Consider the following 16,574-nt stretch of genomic DNA (forward strand, 5'->3'; position numbering starts at 1 on the left):
GCCTGTCTTGTCAGCTGCCTGTTGAGGCTTCGATTTTCGTTGAATCATTGGTCTTTTCAGCCGGCTCTTTGGTTTCGGCCGCCGGCTGTTTTGTTTCCTGTGCCGCGACGGGATCTGCAGCCGGCTCTTTGGCTGTCGCCTCGGCTGCGTCCTTCGCTGGCTCTTTGGCGACGGCTGCCGCCTCGGCTCCCTCGGCCTTCTTGGCCTGGCCGGAGATCGCAAAGCGCATCCGCATCCAGGCACCGCGCTGGCCTTCGCGGAAGTCGGAGGCGTCCTTCAGCTCGATGCGGCCGCCATGGTCTTCCAGCACGCGGCCGACGATGGCAAGGCCAAGACCGGTGCCCTTGGCGCGCGTCGTGACATAGGGCTCGAGCAGCCGCGAGCGTGCGACCTTGGGCAGGCCGATGCCGTTATCGGTCACGTCGATCAGCACATCCTCGCCCTCGCGCGACACCACGACGTCGATGCGGCCTTTGCCGAGCTCCTCTGGTGGGACCTGCTCGATGGCTTCGGTGGCATTCTTGACGATGTTGGTGACCGCCTGCGAGATCAGCCGCCGGTCGAACTGGGCGCGCAGCGGATCCTCCTTGAACTCGGCCTCGATATCGAGCTCGGGGTGGGCAACCTTCATCAGGAACACCGCCTGCCGCACGGTGTCGGCCACATCCTCGCCTTCCATCACGGGCTTCGGCATGCGCGCAAAGCGCGAGAACTCGTCGACCATGCGACGGATATCGTCGACCTGGCGCACGATGGTGTCGGTGCACTGGTCGAAGATCTGCTTGTCCTTGGCCTCGGTGATGTCCTTGCCGAATTTGCGGCGGATGCGCTCGGCGGAGAGCTGGATCGGCGTAAGCGGGTTCTTGATCTCGTGGGCGATGCGGCGCGCGACGTCGCCCCAGGCCGAGGTGCGCTGCGCCGAGACCAGCTCGGTGATGTCGTCGAGCGTGATGATGTAGCTGTCGTGCGGCTGGTTCTTCTCGGCGCTGACACGGACGGACAGATTGCGCTCGGTGCCATCGCGGGTGATCGTGATCTGCCCCTGCACCAGCCGCTGGGTCCCTTCCCGCGCCGTCTGCATCATCTCCTCGAGCTCGGGCAGCACGTCGGAGAGCGGATGGCCCAGCGTTTCGGCCTCGGAATGCCCGATCAGCTTCTCGGCGGAACGGTTGAGGATGCCGACGGTGCCGGAGGTGTCGACGCCGATGATGCCGGCGCTCGCGGATGACAGCACGGCCTCGATGAAGCGGCGGCGGCTGTCGATGAGGTCGCTGGCGTTGACTAGCTCGTCGCGCTGGCTGCGCAATTCCTGCGTCATCTTGTTGAAGGTTTCGCCCAGCTGGGCGAGATCGCCTTCGGACTGATGCACGGGCACCTTCACATGGAGGTCGCCGGTCGAGACCGTATGCGCCGCGTTCATCAGCCGCCGGATCGGCGCCACCAGCGAGTTGGCGAAGTTGAGACCGATCAGCACCGAGGCCATCAGGATGGTCAAGGCGATCACCGCGAACATCAGCGCAAACGCCACCTGGATGCCGAGCCGGCGCGACTCGATCTGGGCGTATTCGGCCACGCTGACCTCGGTTTGCTTCAGCTGATTGACCACATTCGGATCGAGCGGGCGCGCGACATAGAGGAAGGTGTCGTTGAAGGCACGCAGACGGATCACCGCCGCGACGTAGCTCGAATCCGGCAGGACCGCGATCTCGGGCTCGTTCTCGTTGACGTTGCTGAGGAAGTCCGGCGCCGGCGGTGAATAGGCGAGCCGCATGCCGGTGTCGGCGGACTCCAGGATGTTGGTGTTCTTGTCGATGATCATCGCGCCCGGCAAATTGCGCGAGCCGGCGCTCGACGTCAGCAATTCACGGAACGAGCGGCGATCCTGGTCGTAGAGCGGACGAGCATGGGCGATGTCGTTGGCCATGCCGAGGATATCGCCGCGGATCAGCTGGGCGTGGTCCTGCATATAGGCCCGCGCGATGGTCAGCGAGTTCTGGATCACTTCCTTGGTGGGACCCGAGAACAGGCGGTCGAGGCCGCGCTCGATCGTGACGTTGGCGACGACGGCGACAAGCACCGCGGGCAGCACGGCGACGATGGAGAACAGGCTGACGATCTGGACATGGAGCCGCGCCGCCGCCCTGCCCCGCCGCCGCGCCAGGATCAGCTGCCAGAGCTCGCGGACGATGATGCCGACCAGCAGCAGGATCGTGCCGGCATTGATCAGATAGAACGAGCGCACCACCTCCGGCGTCGGCTCGATCCTGGTCAGCCCGGTCAGGACGAGGAAAGTCAGGAGGGCCGACAGCAGCGCCAGCGCCACGGCGAAGGGTGCCAGCCAGCGTCGTACCGACCAGCGCCGGGGCTCTTCCGCTGGGGCCGAGTCAAAGGATGCGGCCGTGGTGTCTGCGCTGGTCATTCCGGCAATGGGTGCTGAAAACGGGTCCGCGTCGGGCGGATACTGATGTATTCGTACCACATTGTTGCCGAATTGCGACAATTCCGCGGCGTCTGTCGCGCGGCGGACCAGCGCATCCACAGGGATGGCGGACCGTTCGAGGATCTTTGCGGAACGGAATCCGGCCATTCCGGCTTAAGTCGGCATGGATAGGATCTTTCTCGCCATCATGGTGTCGGCCGTGCTGCTGCTGATCGTGGCCTCTGACCTGCTGGTCAATGGCCCCAGTAGGCAGGACCAGACGGCGCAGATGGCCAATATCGAGCCAGTCGTGGCGCGCCTGATCAGATAGGTGTGAGGCTTACGACCTGCAGTCGATAATGCCGCGGGATGCGCGGAACATTCAGGCCCCGTTCGGACTTCTGCTCACCGCGCGGACCATAACGGCCAGCGCGATCCGGACAGGCTCAGCTCCGCTTTGGTAGGGGGAGCTGAGCCACCGGTCCGAGGCGAGCCTCCACTCGGTACGAGCTCCAAGCCCCAGCCCGCGTGCTCGTCCCTTCTTCTCAATGCCGCTGACGATCTTCAAGCCTGTTGCGGAGGCCACCCGTCGCCGCACCGCGAGCCCGACCGCACCTGGCGGTCGGGAGGGACGAGCTTGAAGAGACATACGACATTCGTCAGGTGCCCCGCCTCCGAAAGCGCTGGAATATGGCTGCCTTGTGGTCCATCCGGAGGCTCAAATGTATTGTTCGCAACCTGTCTATCGACGCATTTCCCGTCTCGCTTCACTCCTTGGCAAATTTGTACTGGGCGTTGGCGCGCTCTTCATCGGACCCCAGACCCATGCAGCGCCCACCATCTACGGCACCTACTATGATGAAACCGCCTCGTCGGTTACGGCCTGCCAAAATACCTATGTTTGCCGCCAGTTCCTTTCACAATTACCGTCCGACAAGCTTCTGATGGTCACGAAGTTGATCTGCGTCTTCGTCACGCAAGCGCGCGTGACCGAGGCCCAGCTTTACGTCTCAACGACGAACGATGGGAGCGGGACACTGCCGCGCCATCTGAATTTGCCCCTTCCAGCCGCGCCCGCACCGTCCACCAGCGGTCTTTACTATACGACGGTGGACATGGAGCCTCAGTGGCTGCTCGGCCAGGGACGATACCCGTATGTGGTCATTGTGACCTCTGGTAGTGGCAGTATGGCGATCGACTGCACGATCCGCGGAGAATTGGTCACGCCCATCCAGTGACCGCGAACGACGACGGACCGAGGGGATTCCGTGCCAAACGGCCGCTATTCCAGAGCGATACGACGCGTCGAACTATGGCGCGCAATTGTGCCTGACAATTTCGATATTCCGGGTGCGGTCCCACGGACCGCCCCCGAAATGACGTTGAGGGAAACTAACCCCCGCTCCGGTACACCTGAATATCAAGATCCCGGATCTTCTTCCGCAGCGTGTTGCGGTTGAGGCCGAGCAGATCGGCAGCGCGGATCTGGTTGCCGCGCGTGGCCGCGAGCGCGGCCGTCAGCAGCGGCACCTCGATCTCCTTGAGGATGCGGTGATAGAGGCCCGGCGGCGGCACGCCGTTCGGGAAGCCCTGGAAGTGCGAAGACAGATACGCCTCCACCGCGCCGCCGAGATTGTCGACCCCCTGCTGGACCGCGGCGCCTGGGCTGACCGAGGGCGGCGCGAGCTCGCCGTCGATGACGGAGGCTGTGATCACGTCCTGCGGATAGAGCGCCGCAAGGCGGCGGGCGAGGTTTTCCAGCTCGCGCACGTTGCCGGGCCAGCGGTGCTGCTTCATCCGCTCCAGCGCCAGCGCATCGAGCTTCTTCGGCGGCAGGCCGTCCTTCTCGGCGAGCGAGAAGAAGTGACGCACGAGATCCGGCAAGTCCTCGATGCGTTCGCGCAAGGGCGGCAGCCGCAGCGGCACGACGTTGAGGCGGAAGAACAGGTCCTCGCGGAACAGGCCCTGCTGGATCAGGACGCGCAGGTCCTTGTTGGAAGCCGCGACGATACGAACGTCGGTCTTGATCGGCGTGCGGCCGCCGACGGTGGTGTATTCGCCCTGCTGCAGCACGCGCAGCAGGCGGGTCTGCGCTTCCATCGGCATGTCGCCGATTTCGTCGAGGAACAGCGTGCCGCCCTCGGCCTGCTCGAACCGGCCGGAGGCGCGCGTGTTGGCGCCGGTGAAGGCGCCGCGCTCGTGGCCGAACAATTCGGACTCGATGAGGTCGCGCGGGATCGCCGCCATGTTGACCGCGACGAACGGGCCGTTGCGGCGCTTGCCATAGTCGTGCAGCGCGCGCGCCACCAGCTCCTTGCCGGTGCCGGACTCGCCCGTGATCATCACGGTGAGATCGGTCTGCATCAGGCGTGCGAGCACACGGTAGATTTCCTGCATTGCCGGCGACCGGCCAACCAGTGGGATCGCCTCCATCTCGGCGTCCTCGTCCGGCGTCGCGACCCGCTCCTTCGGCTCGGCGAGCGCCCGGCCGACGATGGCGATCAGCTCCTTCAGGTCGAAGGGTTTTGGCAGGTATTCATAGGCGCCGCGCTCGGAGGCGCGGATCGCCGTCATGAAGGTGTTTTGCGCGCTCATGACGATGACGGGCAAATTCGGCCGCATCTTCTTGATCCGTGGCAAGAGGTCGAAGGCGTTTTCGTCCGGCATCACCACATCGGTGATGACGAGATCGCCCTCCCCCTGGCTGACCCAACGCCACAGCGTCGCGGCATTGCCGGTCAGCCTGACTTCATACCCGGCCCGGGAAAGTGCCTGGTTGAGAACCGTGCGGATGGCGGTGTCGTCATCAGCTACGAGAATGCTACCTGCGGGCATCGTTAATCCTCATTTTGCCCCCTGTGATACAGACGACGACTTCCCGGCAGAGCCGTCGCGACTGCTGTGATCGGCGGTCTTGGCCGATGTCGAGTACATCGGCATCAGCACGCGGAAGGTGGTCTTGCGCGGCTGAGACTCGCATTCGATGATGCCCCCGTGATCGCCGACGATCTTGGCGACCAGAGCAAGACCGAGGCCAGAGCCGGTCTGCTTGGTGGTCACGAAGGGATCGAACAGGTTGGGCAGAAGATCGTCCGGCACGCCTGGTCCGTTGTCTCTCACGCAGAATTCAAGCGGCAGAGATACCCGGGATTTTTGACCGGGGACTGACAGGCGCACGCCGGGGCGGAATGCGGTGGTGAGCTGGATCTCGGCGTCGGGCACGTCGATCAGCGCTTCGGCGGCGTTCTTCACCAGATTGAGGAAGACCTGGATCAGCTGGTCCTGGTTGGCCAGCACCGGCGGCAGCGAGGGATCGTAGTCCTCGATGAAACGGATGTTGCGGGCAAAGCCCGACTGCGCCAGCCGCTTCACGTGATCGAGCACCGAATGAATGTTGACGGGGCCGCGCGCCACCGGCCGCTCGTCGCCGAACACTTCCATGCGGTCGACCAGCGTCACGATGCGGTCGGCCTCGTCGCAGATCAGGCGGGTCAGCATGCGGTCTTCGGGCGAGGCCTGCTGTTCCAGCAGTTGCGCTGCGCCGCGGATTCCGGAGAGCGGATTCTTGATCTCGTGTGCGAGCATCGCGGCGAGCGCAATCACCGAGCGGGCGGCGCTGCGATGGGTGAGCTGCCGATCCATCTTGTCGGCGATAGAGCGTTCCTGGAGCATCACCACGATATGGCCGGGCCGCTCGGTCAGCGGCGCAACGTGCAGATCGACCTGGCGGTCGCCGCCCATGCGTGGCGTGCCGAGATCGACCTTGTATTCATTCACCGGCGAGTTCGACGAGCGCACCTGGTCGATCAGTGCCAGCAAGGGACTGCCGAACGGCACCAGCTCCTTCAGCGACTGGCGCTTCAAAAATTGCGTCGAGATATCGAAGAAGGCTTCGGTCGCGATGTTGGCGGCGACGATCTTGCCGTCCGGCCCGATCATCAGCACGGGATTGGGAAGCGCGTCCAGGATCGCGTCGCTGTCGGTCGGCTTGCGATGGTCAGCGGCTGAGCTCATGCAGCAGCGCTCCATGCAAAATCGTCAAAGGCATCCTGCAGTGACCGGTGGACCAGGCCAGGATCCTCGGAGGTGAGGATCTTCTGGCGCCAGGCTTTCAGTGTCTCGGCTGACGCACCGCTCGCATCGGCCGCGACATCGAGTGCCCAGCCGAGATGCTTGCGCGCATGCTTCAGGCCGACCCGCAGGCCGTAGAGCGCACAGACGCCCTCATAGAGCGTGCGGACATAATGCAGCTGCGTTTCGAGCGAGGGCGTCGCTTCGGCCGCTCCGCCCTTCAGGCGCCGGCCAATCTGGCCGGGCAGCCATGGCTGGCCCTGTGCGCCGCGGCCGATCATGACGGCGTCAGCGCCGGAGGCTTCGAGCGCCGCGAGCGCCTTCTCGTGGGTGGTGATGTCGCCGTTGACGACGAGCGGAATGGAGATGGCATCGCGCACTGCGCGGATCGCATCCCAATCGGCCTCGCCCTTGTAGAACTGGCAGCGGGTGCGGCCATGCACGGTGACGAGCTTGATGCCGGCGGCCTCGGCGCGGCGCGCCAGCTCCGGCGCATTGCGGGTGCGATCGTCCCAGCCGAGCCGCATCTTCAGCGTCACCGGAACTTTCACGGCGGCAATCGTCGCCTCGATCAGGCTGACGGCATGATCGAGATCGCGCATCAGGGCCGAGCCCGACTGGCCGCCGGTGACATGGCGGGCCGGACAGCCCATGTTGATATCGATGATGTCGGCACCCTCGGCTTCGGCGATCCGGGCGCCTTCCGCCATCCAACGCGCCTCGCAGCCGGCGAGCTGGACGACATGGGGCCCGACTCCGGTCGCTTCGCAGCGCAACCGCGACATGCGATGCCCGTTGGCGAGCTCATCGCTGGCCGTCATTTCAGAGACGACCAGACCCGCCCCCAGCTCGGCGGCGAGCCGGCGGACGGGCGAGTCAGTCACCCCTGACATCGGTGCCAGGAAGACCGGGGTGGCGACACTAATATCGCCTATCTTCAACGGCTTAGAGCCTGATACTGCCGCGCCGGTCACAGTTGTCCCGTTGAGAAGGCAGGGCCTCATCGCGTCTGCCATGGCTTATCTTGCGCACAATTCTTGTGCAGTCAAGCGTCATGCCTACAGTTTAGACAGTTCTGCAGATCTTTCAAGTGCAGTGCAGCAAAATGCTGTTTCCCACAATCCCGGGAAACCCCTTTTTTTGCGGGCCTGCCGTGCTAGAGGCATGTCGGCAATCTCCCCACGCCCGACGCTTCCCATAACAGTTGAATATTTGAGTCCTATGGCGAAATCACAGCGCACTGCAGTCGTTCTTGTCGCGGCCGGACGTGGCCTGCGCGCGGGCGCCGGTGGTCCCAAGCAATATCGAGAGATTGGCGGCGTGCCCGTGATCTACCGCGCCATGGAGGCCTTCAGCACCCACCCTGACGTGTTCGCCGTGCAGCCGGTGGTGAACCCTGACGACAGCGCCGTGTTCGCCGCAGCGGTCGCGGGCCTCAAGCACGAGGCGCCGACCAATGGCGGCGCGACGCGCCAGGCTTCGGTGTTCGCCGGCCTCGAAGCCCTCGCCAGGCACAAGCCCGACATCGTTCTGATCCACGACGCCGCGCGGCCCTTCGTCTCGGCCGGCGTGATCTCGCGCGCGATCGAGGCGGCAAGCCGCACGGGCGCCGCGATCCCCGTCGTTCCCGTCACCGACACCATCAAGGTCACGAGCGAGAGCGGCGATGTCGAGGACACGCCGGACCGGGCGCGCCTGCGAATCGCGCAGACGCCGCAATCCTTTCGTTTCGATGTCATCCTCGACGCGCATCGTCGCGCCGCGAAGGACGGACGCAGCGATTTCACCGATGATGCCGCGATTGCCGAATGGGCGGGATTGACGGTTGCGACCTTTGAAGGCGATGTTGCCAATATGAAGCTCACCACTCCCGAAGATTTCGTGCGCGAGGAAGCGCGCCTGGCCAGCCTGCTCGGCGACATCAGGACCGGCACGGGCTACGACGTGCACGCCTTCGGCGAAGGCGACCACCTCATGCTCTGCGGCGTGCGCGTGCCGCACACCAAGGGCTTTCTCGCCCACTCCGACGGCGACGTCGGCTTGCATGCCCTGGTCGACGCCATCCTCGGCGCGCTCGCCGATGGCGACATCGGCTCGCACTTCCCGCCGAGCGATGCGAAGTGGAAGGGCGCCTCCTCCGACCAGTTCCTGAAATATGCCATCGAGCGCGTCACGGCACGCGGCGGCCGCGTCGCCAACCTCGAGGTCACCATGATCTGCGAGCGGCCGAAGATCGGCCCCCTGCGTGATGTCATGCGCTCCCGCATCGCCGAGATCTCCGGTGTCGACATCTCCCGCGTCGCGGTGAAGGCGACCACCAGTGAGCGGCTCGGCTTCACCGGTCGCGAGGAAGGCATCGCGGCCACCGCGAGCGCCACCATCCGCCTTCCCTGGAGCGCGTAAGGCCATGGGCGGCAGCGACGCACGCGCCCTCTCCCGCTCGCTGCTCGATCTGTGCCGGATGCGCAAACTGACGATCGCGACCGCCGAGTCCTGCACCGGTGGTCTCGTCGCCGGCGCCCTGACTGACATCCCCGGCTCCTCCGACGTCATCGACCGCGGCTTCGTCACCTATTCCAACGACGCCAAGCGCGCGATGCTCGGCGTCGAGGCCGGCACGCTCACCCATTTCGGCGCCGTCAGCAAGGAAACCGCGACCGCGATGGCGGTCGGCGCACTGGAGCGGGCCGGCGTCGATCTCGCGGTTGCCATCACCGGCATTGCCGGCCCCGGCGGCGCCACGCCCGGCAAGCCGGTCGGCCTCGTGCACTTCGCTGCCGCGGCGCGCGACGGTCGCATCATCCATCGTGAGCAGCGTTTTGGTGCGATCGGCCGCACTGCCGTGCGCCAGCGCTCGGTGGTCGAGGCGCTGCGCATGCTGATGGAGCTCGCCCGCGGGCCGCAAGCCGCGGCCAAGCCGCGTCGCGCCACCGCTGCGACAAGGCTTCGTCCCCGCGTCACGCGCTCGCCGCGCCGGCATGCCGTCAAGCGCAGACCGCCGCGAACGCCGCGCGGTTGAGGCGCTTTACGCCGCCGCCAGCAGCGCAGTCGCATGATCCAGCATGCGCTGCCTGACCGCATCGGGATCCGACGGCTTTACCTTCGCGCTGACGGTCAATTCCACCACAGGCGCGGCGGGATCGGCGGCGATCACCTTCGATACATTGACCAACGGTGCGGCCCGCTCGTCGACACGCGGATCGTCGCGCAACTTGAGACGCAACACTCGGGCAGGAACTGCCGCGGGACCGCAGCGTTATGTCCAGTTTTCAAAAAGGCATGTCATTCTGTCGAATTCGATTTGGTTCGCACGCGCGAGCCATGTGACAGACCATCGTCGTCGAGTCTGATCTTGCGCTGGAAAATATTGGCGCAATAATGCCGCTCTACGTTGTGATCCGGAATCAACCGGACCAGCTTTGTGGAGGGCGACGGACGTGTTCGCTCGCGCCGCGGCCTCGACCGCTTTCATTGTCACTTTGGCCGCCTTTGATGGTGCGGCTGCGCAAACGGCGAACCAGCCGCCCGACACGATGGCGGCACGGGTCGAGGCCTGCACGCCCTGTCACGGCAACAAGGGCGAAGGCACCAGCGACGTCTATTTCCCGCGGCTTGCCGGCAAGCCATCAGGCTATCTCTACAACCAGCTCCTCGCGTTCAAGAGTGGGCGGCGGAAGTACCCGCCGATGAATTATCTGCTGGAATTCCTGACTGATCCGTACTTGCAGCAAATGGCAGAATATTTCGCGGATCAGCATCCGCCATTGCCGCCCGTGGCAGCGAACGATGCGAGCCAGGAGGTGCTGCAACGCGGTCAGTCACTGGTGTCGCGCGGCGATCCTCAACGTCAGATACCGGCGTGCGGCAGCTGCCACGGCCCGGCCTTGACCGGAATGGAGCCGGGAATTCCGGGTCTGCTCGGACTGCGGCCGAACTACATCAGCGCGCAATTGGGAGCGTGGCGCTATGGCACCCGCACTGCGAAGGCTCCGGACTGCATGCAGCAGGTCGCTGCCCGACTCACTGAGGAGGACGTCACGGCAGTTGCGGCATGGCTGGCGAGCCGTCAGGCACCCGTGAACCTTGCTCCGGTGCCGAAGGGCACGTACGTGCTGCCATTCGCCTGCGGAAGTGAATCGGATTGAGGAGACGGGGATGCGTTGGTGCTCACGAATCCTTGGCGTATGGCTGTTGCTCCTGACGGGTTCGAGCGTCCAGGCGCAGCAGACCGGCCCTGGCGACGACATCGTTGCGCGCGGCGAATATTTGGCGCGCGCGGGGGACTGCATCGCCTGCCACACAGCGCCCGAAGGCCGAACCTTTGCCGGCGGGCGTGCCATGCCGACACCCTTCGGGACTTTGTATTCGTCCAACATCACGCCGGATCGGGAGACCGGTATTGGCAAATGGACCGCAGGAGACTTTTACAAGTCGATGCATTACGGCCGTTTTCCGGACGGTGGATTGATGTATCCGGCAATGCCGTTCGCGTCCTACACCAAGGTCACGCGCGCCGATACCGATGCGATTTTCGCCTATTTGAAGTCGATTCCGCCCGTGAACCAGCGAAACCGTGAGCACGAGCTGCGATTTCCTTACGACAACCGCCAGCTCATCCTGGGCTGGCGCACGCTGTTCTTCAGCGAGGGCGAGTTCAAGCCCGATCCGACCAAATCGGCCGAATGGAATCGCGGCGCCTATCTGGTCGAAGGTCTCGGCCATTGCGGCATGTGCCATTCGCCGATCAACGCGCTCGGCGGCACGTCGCAATCGGACGCCTTCAAGGGCGGCCTGATCCCGATGCAGAATTGGTATGCGCCCTCCCTCACCTCCAACCGTGAGGCGGGTCTCGGCGATTGGAGCATCAAGGACATCACCGATCTGCTCCAGACCGGCATTTCCGCACGCGGCGTGGTCTACGGCCCGATGGCCGAGGTCGTGCACAATAGCCTGCAATATCTCAACGATGCCGACACCAAGGCGATGGCGGTGTACTTGAAGGGCATCGCGGAGGCCTCGTCGCCGCCGCCTCCGAGCACGACCTTGCCGAACACCGAGAGCAGCCTGCTGATCAGCCTCGGCAAGACCGTTTACGACAAGAATTGCGCGAGCTGCCATGGCATGCAAGGCGAAGGCAAGCCGCCGCACTGGCCACCGCTCGCCAACAACCAGTCGATCGAGATGCAGTCGGCGGTCAACCCGATCCGCATGGTGCTCAATGGCGGCTATCCGCCGGGCACCAAGGGCAATCCAATGCCCTATGGCATGCCGCCGTTCGCAGGCCTCCTCTCCGATAACGAGGTCGCCGCCGTCGTCTCCTACATCCGCACCGCCTGGGGCAATCGCGGCACGCCGGTCTCGGCGCGCGAGGCCAACGAGCTGCGCTCCGCACCGCTGAACTGAGAGGCGCCAGAGGTCCGTCATGTTCAACTCCGATCCGCCGACCAGCCCAGCCGCCGCCGACCAGGCCGTCGAAGAGGTCGTTGCCCAAGGACCATCAGGCGCGATCGTGCTCGCCGGCATCGCCACGGCCTGCGTGGTCGCGATGTGGCTGGCGTTCTATCTGTTCGTCTTCCTGCCGCGCGGATCGCTGCAATGAGTGCAGAGCAAGCCCATGGCAGCAGCGTCGAGGTCGCGGCCCGCGTCGAGCGGCGCTGGGCCACCATTGCAGTGATCATCATCGTGGCCATGGCGCTGCTGGCGGCGTTCGCCGGCATCCATCGCGCGACTATGCCGCAACCGCGCGTCGAGATCACCGATCCATCGCGCATTCATCTCTCCGGCGAATTCGTCGAGAGTAATCTCGGCAGCGTGCTGGAGGCCAATGGCAATGTGACCGTGCGCGCGATCGGTCAGCAATATTCCTTCACGCCGGCCTGCATCGTGGTGCCCGTGGATACGCCGATCACGCTACGCGCCACCAGCGCCGACGTCGTGCACGGCATCCTGATCCAGGGCACCAACGTCAACACCATGCTGGTGCCGGGCTACATCTCCGAGCAGTTGATGCGCTTTGCGAGAACCGGCGATTATCTGATGCCCTGCCAGGAATTTTGCGCCTTCGGTCATGAGGGGATGTGGGGCAAGGTCAAGGTGGTCGACAAAACCGACTTCGCGAACCGGGCCAAGGCTGGTGGGAGGCTGAGCTGTGTTGGTCAATAGGAAGCTCATTCTCGCCCATTTCTGGCTCGCTTTCGCGGTATTCGGCATCGCGCTGACGCTCGGCGCCTGGCAGATGTTCATTCGCAGCCCGATTGGCACGTGGCTGTCCAATCCCGAGCTCTATTACCGCTCGCTCACCGCGCACGGCACGGTGATGGGCTATGTGTTCCCGACCCTGGTCGCGATGGGCTTTGGTTATGCCATCAGCGAGTCCGCGCTGGAGCAGCGCCTGATCGGCGTGCGCTGGGCCTGGACCGGATTCTGGCTGATCGTCATCGGCAGCGTCATGGCGGTGATCCCGATCGCGCTCGGCCGTGCTTCGGTGCTGTATACGTTCTATCCGCCGCTAATCGGCAATTTGTTCTACTATCTCGGCGTCGTACTGGTCGTCGTCGGCTCCTGGATCTGGGTCGCGCTGATGTCGATCAATCTGCGCGTCTGGCGCAAGGCCCATCCCGGCGCGGCGGTGCCGCTCGCGATGTTCGCCAATGTCGCGGGCTCTTATTTGTGGGCCTGGACCGCAGTCGGCGCCGCGCTCGAGCTGCTGCTGCAGATCATTCCCGTCGCGGCGGGGCTAAAGAACACGATCGATGCCGGCTTGGCGCGCGTGTTCTTCTCCTGGACACTGCACGCCATCGTCTATTTCTGGCTGATGCCGACCTACATCGCCTATTACACCATCGTGCCGCGCGCGATCGGCGGCCGTGTCTATTCCGACGCCATGGCGCGGATCTCCTTCATCCTGTTCCTGGTGGTGGCGATGCCGATCGGCATGCACCACACCTTTGCCGATCCGCAGGTCGGCGCCGGCTTCAAGTTCATCCATTCGGCTTTCACGGCGCTGGTCGCGCTGCCGACGCTGCTGACCGTGTTCACGATCTGCGCCTCGGTCGAGATCGCGGCGCGCCTGCGTGGCGGCCGCGGCCTGTTCGGCTGGATCGGGGCCCTGCCCTGGGACAATCCGATGATGCTGGCGCTGGCCTTCTCGTTCATCATGCTCGGCTTCGGCGGCGCCGGCGGCCTCATCAACATGAGCTATCAGCTCGATGCGTCGATCCACAACACGCAGTGGATCACCGGCCATTTCCACCTGATCTTCGGCGGCGCCATCGTGATCATGTATTTTGCGATCGCTTATGATCTGTGGCCGCACCTCACCGGGCGCGAGTTGATCGACATCCGCCTGATCCGCACCCAGCTCTGGCTGTGGTTCATCGGCATGATCGTCACGACCTTCCCGTGGCACTGGGTCGGTATTCTCGGCATGCCGCGCCGCATGGCCTATTTCGATTTCGGCGATCCCGCCATCGCGCCGCAGGCGCTCTCGGTCACGTTCTCCGCCGTCGGCGGCTTCGTCCTGCTGGCCTCGGGCATCATGTTCATCGTGATCCTGGCCCGCGGCATGCGTGCGCCGCAGATCGATGCCGGTGCTTATCGTTTTGCGCTGGCCGTGCACCAACCGACAACCGTGCCGGTCGCACTCAACACGCATGCCCTGTGGGTGGCGCTGATGATCGCGCTCACCATCACCAATTACGGCTATCCGATCCTCAACCTCGCGACCACGGCGGGAACGTCGGTACCGGCCGTTTATGTGGGAGCGCAGTGATGAGCACCCGCGATCTCTTCACATTCAGCAATCGCCATTTCACGATTGGCGTCGGCATCACCGCCGCGATTCTGATCGTGACCGCGATCGCCGGCTTCGTCGTGCTGCCCCTCGCACAGCCGTGGGTTCAGTTCGCCAATGTCTGGGATGCGATCTGTAGCGCGGCCGGCGTGGCGCAGCGAGCAGCAAATGTCACAACGCCCGACCAGCCAAAACGCCTGTCGGAGGTCGTGCTGACCTCGCGCACGCTGTCGCGCCCGAGCCAGGAGGCAATCGGCCGCGGCGCCACGCTGGCGCAGCGCTGCGCGATCTGCCACGGCCCGACCGGCATCAGCCGTGCGGATTCGCCCAACCTCGCCGGGCAATATGCCGCCGTGATCTACAAAGAGCTGCACGATTTCCGCTCCGGCGCGCGCGCCAATGCGGTGATGTCACCGTTCGCCGTCAATCTGACCGACGAGGAAATCGCCGATCTCTCGAACTATTATGCCTATCTGCCACGGCTTCCGGCCTACCACCCGACGCCGCAGCTACCCAAACCCAACATCGTCATCTACGGCGCCCCGATGCGCGGCATAGCGCCTTGCGGTTCCTGCCATGGCAGCCTCGACAACAAGACCGGCAGCCCGTGGCTGGAGGGACAGTCCGAGGCCTACATGAAGGCCCAGCTCCAGGCGTTTGCCTCGAGCGAGCGCCGCAACGATATCAGCCAGCAGATGCGCAATATCGCCCGCGCCATGACCTCGCAGGAGATCGAGGCCGCCGCGGCGTATTACGCCTCGCAGCCACCGGACATCGTAAAGGCGGTGGATTGATCAGGACGACGCCAGCTTTGGCCGGCCATAGATCGCGTCCGCGCGCTTCTCGAACGCGGTGGAGAATCGAGCAAACGCAGCATCGAACATCGAGCCCATCAACATCGCCAGCATGCGGCTCTTGAATTCATAAGCGAGGAAGAAACCGACATCGCAGACGCCCTCACCCTCCTGCTGGCCTTTGGGCTCGAATGTCCAGCGGTTTTCCAGATTACTGAACGGACCTTGCAGATATTCGACCAGGATTTTCAGATTGGCGCGATCGAGCGTCACGCGGCTGGTGAAGGATTCCTTGACCAGCTTGAACGACACCGTCATGTCCGCGACCAGCACCTCGGTGCCATCGGGCTTGGCCATACGCTGGCGAATCTTCAGCGCGCTGCACAGCGGCACGAATTCCGGGTAGCGCTCGACATCGGCGACCAGGTCAAACATCTCGGACGCGCTGTGATTGACACGGCGCTTGCTCGAAAATTTAGGCATGGCGATTCAACGGGCAGTCGCAGCCCGCGCGGCCTTCAGTCTCGCAAAGTCCTCGCCGGCATGATGCGACGAACGGGTGAGCGGGCTCGCCGACACCATCAGGAAGCCCTTGGTGTAAGCGACCTTTTCGTAAGAGCTGAACTCGTCCGGCGGCACATAGCGCATCACGGCGTGATGCTTGCGGGTCGGTTGGAGATATTGCCCGATGGTGAGGAAGTCGACGTCGGCGGAGCGCAGATCGTCCATCACCTGCTGCACCTCGTGGCGCTCCTCGCCGAGACCAACCATGATGCCGGACTTGGTGAAGATGGTGGGATCGAGCTCCTTGACCCGCTGCAGCAGCCGGATCGAGTGGAAATAGCGCGCCCCAGGCCGCACCGTGAGATAGCGCGACGGCACGGTCTCGAGATTGTGGTTGAAGACGTCAGGCTTCGCCGCGACGACGACCTCAAGCGCGCCTTCCTTGCGCAAAAAGTCCGGCGTCAGGATCTCGATCGTGGTCGAGGGACACGCGGCTCGGATCGCGCGAATGGTCTGGGCAAAGTGCTCGGCGCCGCCGTCAGCGAGATCGTCGCGGTCCACGGAGGTGATGACGACGTGGGCGAGCCCCAGCTTGGCGGTCGCCTCGGCAACATTTTGCGGTTCGGCCGCATCCAGAGCATTCGGCAGCCCGGTCTTGACGTTGCAGAAGGCGCAGGCACGGGTGCACGTGTCACCCATGATCATGAAGGTCGCGTGCTTCTTGTCCCAGCACTCGCCGATATTCGGGCAGCCCGCCTCCTCGCAAACCGTGTGCAGGCCGTTGGACCGCACGATGTTGCGGGTGTCGGCGTAGCCGCGGGTATTGGGGGCGCGTACGCGAATCCAGTCCGGCTTCGGCGGCGAAGCGGAATCGGGGCGATTCACCTTTTCGGGGTGACGTGGGCGCAGCGGGTTCGTGACGGTGTCGACAATAACGACCATGGGGTGTCCGGTCTGTTCACATCCTACCTAGTCGGTCTCGCCACGCATCGCA

Annotated in this window: 17 protein-coding genes; 10 read left to right on the forward strand and 7 right to left on the reverse strand. The window is 64.4% G+C overall.

From position 1 onward, the window contains the following. Positions 1-10: 10 nt before the first annotated feature. The gene (locus ACWAT4_RS20735; RefSeq protein ID WP_449727919.1) at positions 11-2,419 is read right to left on the reverse strand and encodes a sensor histidine kinase; all 2,409 of its coding nucleotides are present in this window, start codon (positions 2,417-2,419) and stop codon (positions 11-13) included. Positions 2,420-2,603: 184 nt separating this feature from the next. Here ACWAT4_RS20735 and ACWAT4_RS20740 point away from each other — a divergent pair, with 184 nt between their 5' ends. Together ACWAT4_RS20740 and ACWAT4_RS20745 are read left to right on the forward strand one after the other, a co-directional pair. Further along, positions 2,604-2,750, forward strand: coding sequence for a hypothetical protein (locus ACWAT4_RS20740; protein ID WP_212302393.1), 147 nt, complete (start codon positions 2,604-2,606; stop codon positions 2,748-2,750). Positions 2,751-3,141: 391 nt separating this feature from the next. Continuing rightward, positions 3,142-3,657 carry a hypothetical protein gene (locus ACWAT4_RS20745; RefSeq protein WP_212302181.1) on the forward strand — a complete coding sequence of 172 codons (516 nt, stop codon included), beginning with the start codon at positions 3,142-3,144 and terminating at the stop codon, positions 3,655-3,657. Between the two features lie 154 nt (positions 3,658-3,811). On the opposite strand, the gene ntrC is transcribed toward ACWAT4_RS20745, so the two are convergent. From ntrC to dusB, 3 genes are read right to left on the reverse strand one after another with little or no spacing between them, the layout of a single operon-like run. After that, complete coding sequence (gene ntrC / locus ACWAT4_RS20750) at positions 3,812-5,254, reverse strand: nitrogen regulation protein NR(I) (protein ID WP_212302180.1); 1,443 nt, start codon at positions 5,252-5,254, stop codon at positions 3,812-3,814. Positions 5,255-5,263: 9 nt separating this feature from the next. Beyond that, a complete protein-coding gene (locus tag ACWAT4_RS20755; protein ID WP_212302179.1) occupies positions 5,264-6,433 on the reverse strand; it encodes a two-component system sensor histidine kinase NtrB in 1,170 nt (389 codons plus the stop codon). Then, positions 6,430-7,431, reverse strand: a complete 1,002-nt coding sequence (gene dusB, locus ACWAT4_RS20760) for a tRNA dihydrouridine synthase DusB (RefSeq protein ID WP_449731240.1) — start codon at positions 7,429-7,431, stop codon at positions 6,430-6,432. The genes ACWAT4_RS20755 and dusB overlap by 4 nt, the downstream gene beginning before the upstream one ends. Before the next feature lie 280 nt (positions 7,432-7,711). Between dusB and ACWAT4_RS20765 the strand changes: the two genes are divergently transcribed. Both ACWAT4_RS20765 and ACWAT4_RS20770 read left to right on the forward strand, forming a co-directional pair. Further along, on the forward strand, positions 7,712-8,893 hold the full coding sequence (locus tag ACWAT4_RS20765) for a bifunctional 2-C-methyl-D-erythritol 4-phosphate cytidylyltransferase/2-C-methyl-D-erythritol 2,4-cyclodiphosphate synthase (protein ID WP_212302178.1): 1,182 nt from the start codon (positions 7,712-7,714) through the stop codon (positions 8,891-8,893). A 4-nt stretch (positions 8,894-8,897) separates the two neighbouring features. Continuing rightward, positions 8,898-9,509, forward strand: a complete 612-nt coding sequence (locus tag ACWAT4_RS20770) for a CinA family protein (RefSeq protein WP_212302177.1) — start codon at positions 8,898-8,900, stop codon at positions 9,507-9,509. 6 nt (positions 9,510-9,515) lie between these two features. Here the strand turns inward: ACWAT4_RS20770 and ACWAT4_RS20775 are convergent, their stop codons facing one another. Continuing rightward, positions 9,516-9,701 (reverse strand): hypothetical protein, encoded by a 186-nt coding sequence (locus tag ACWAT4_RS20775; protein WP_249149158.1) that lies wholly within the window; start codon positions 9,699-9,701, stop codon positions 9,516-9,518. 226 nt (positions 9,702-9,927) lie between these two features. On the opposite strand from ACWAT4_RS20775, the gene ACWAT4_RS20780 reads away from it, so the two are divergent. The 6 genes from ACWAT4_RS20780 to ACWAT4_RS20805 are packed head-to-tail and all read left to right on the forward strand — an operon-like array spanning position 9,928 to position 15,076. Beyond that, complete coding sequence (locus tag ACWAT4_RS20780) at positions 9,928-10,635, forward strand: c-type cytochrome (protein WP_212302176.1); 708 nt, start codon at positions 9,928-9,930, stop codon at positions 10,633-10,635. Between the two features lie 10 nt (positions 10,636-10,645). Next, complete coding sequence (locus ACWAT4_RS20785; protein ID WP_212302175.1) at positions 10,646-11,893, forward strand: cytochrome c; 1,248 nt, start codon at positions 10,646-10,648, stop codon at positions 11,891-11,893. 19 nt (positions 11,894-11,912) lie between these two features. Next, the gene (locus tag ACWAT4_RS20790) at positions 11,913-12,089 is read left to right on the forward strand and encodes a hypothetical protein (RefSeq protein ID WP_211395848.1); all 177 of its coding nucleotides are present in this window, start codon (positions 11,913-11,915) and stop codon (positions 12,087-12,089) included. Further along, positions 12,086-12,652, forward strand: coding sequence for a cupredoxin domain-containing protein (locus ACWAT4_RS20795; protein WP_449727920.1), 567 nt, complete (start codon positions 12,086-12,088; stop codon positions 12,650-12,652). The genes ACWAT4_RS20790 and ACWAT4_RS20795 overlap by 4 nt, the downstream gene beginning before the upstream one ends. After that, the gene (locus ACWAT4_RS20800; protein ID WP_212302173.1) at positions 12,639-14,261 is read left to right on the forward strand and encodes a b(o/a)3-type cytochrome-c oxidase subunit 1; all 1,623 of its coding nucleotides are present in this window, start codon (positions 12,639-12,641) and stop codon (positions 14,259-14,261) included. Before ACWAT4_RS20795 ends, ACWAT4_RS20800 begins: the two co-directional genes overlap by 14 nt. After that, positions 14,261-15,076, forward strand: coding sequence for a c-type cytochrome (locus tag ACWAT4_RS20805; protein ID WP_212302172.1), 816 nt, complete (start codon positions 14,261-14,263; stop codon positions 15,074-15,076). Before ACWAT4_RS20800 ends, ACWAT4_RS20805 begins: the two co-directional genes overlap by 1 nt. Here the strand turns inward: ACWAT4_RS20805 and ACWAT4_RS20810 are convergent, their stop codons facing one another. Further along, positions 15,077-15,559, reverse strand: a complete 483-nt coding sequence (locus ACWAT4_RS20810) for a type II toxin-antitoxin system RatA family toxin (protein ID WP_212302171.1) — start codon at positions 15,557-15,559, stop codon at positions 15,077-15,079. A gap of 6 nt (positions 15,560-15,565) precedes the next feature. After that, on the reverse strand, positions 15,566-16,522 hold the full coding sequence (lipA, locus tag ACWAT4_RS20815) for a lipoyl synthase (RefSeq protein ID WP_212427424.1): 957 nt from the start codon (positions 16,520-16,522) through the stop codon (positions 15,566-15,568). Between the last annotated feature and the right edge of the window lie 52 nt (positions 16,523-16,574).

The organism is Bradyrhizobium sp. T-1, from assembly GCF_053592855.1.

What these genes read in the sequence shown, in the direction of transcription:
- ACWAT4_RS20735 (WP_449727919.1), bottom strand. Translation starts at nt 2,419, where the DNA reads ATGACCAGCGCAGACACCACGGCCGCATCCTTTGACTCGGCCCCAGCG.
- ACWAT4_RS20740 (WP_212302393.1), top strand. Translation starts at nt 2,604, where the DNA reads ATGGATAGGATCTTTCTCGCCATCATGGTGTCGGCCGTGCTGCTGCTG.
- ACWAT4_RS20745 (WP_212302181.1), top strand. Translation starts at nt 3,142, where the DNA reads ATGTATTGTTCGCAACCTGTCTATCGACGCATTTCCCGTCTCGCTTCA.
- ntrC (WP_212302180.1), bottom strand. Translation starts at nt 5,254, where the DNA reads ATGCCCGCAGGTAGCATTCTCGTAGCTGATGACGACACCGCCATCCGC.
- ACWAT4_RS20755 (WP_212302179.1), bottom strand. Translation starts at nt 6,433, where the DNA reads ATGAGCTCAGCCGCTGACCATCGCAAGCCGACCGACAGCGACGCGATC.
- ACWAT4_RS20765 (WP_212302178.1), top strand. Translation starts at nt 7,712, where the DNA reads ATGGCGAAATCACAGCGCACTGCAGTCGTTCTTGTCGCGGCCGGACGT.
- ACWAT4_RS20770 (WP_212302177.1), top strand. Translation starts at nt 8,898, where the DNA reads ATGGGCGGCAGCGACGCACGCGCCCTCTCCCGCTCGCTGCTCGATCTG.
- ACWAT4_RS20785 (WP_212302175.1), top strand. Translation starts at nt 10,646, where the DNA reads ATGCGTTGGTGCTCACGAATCCTTGGCGTATGGCTGTTGCTCCTGACG.
- ACWAT4_RS20790 (WP_211395848.1), top strand. Translation starts at nt 11,913, where the DNA reads ATGTTCAACTCCGATCCGCCGACCAGCCCAGCCGCCGCCGACCAGGCC.
- ACWAT4_RS20795 (WP_449727920.1), top strand. Translation starts at nt 12,086, where the DNA reads ATGAGTGCAGAGCAAGCCCATGGCAGCAGCGTCGAGGTCGCGGCCCGC.
- ACWAT4_RS20805 (WP_212302172.1), top strand. Translation starts at nt 14,261, where the DNA reads ATGAGCACCCGCGATCTCTTCACATTCAGCAATCGCCATTTCACGATT.
- ACWAT4_RS20810 (WP_212302171.1), bottom strand. Translation starts at nt 15,559, where the DNA reads ATGCCTAAATTTTCGAGCAAGCGCCGTGTCAATCACAGCGCGTCCGAG.
- lipA (WP_212427424.1), bottom strand. Translation starts at nt 16,522, where the DNA reads ATGGTCGTTATTGTCGACACCGTCACGAACCCGCTGCGCCCACGTCAC.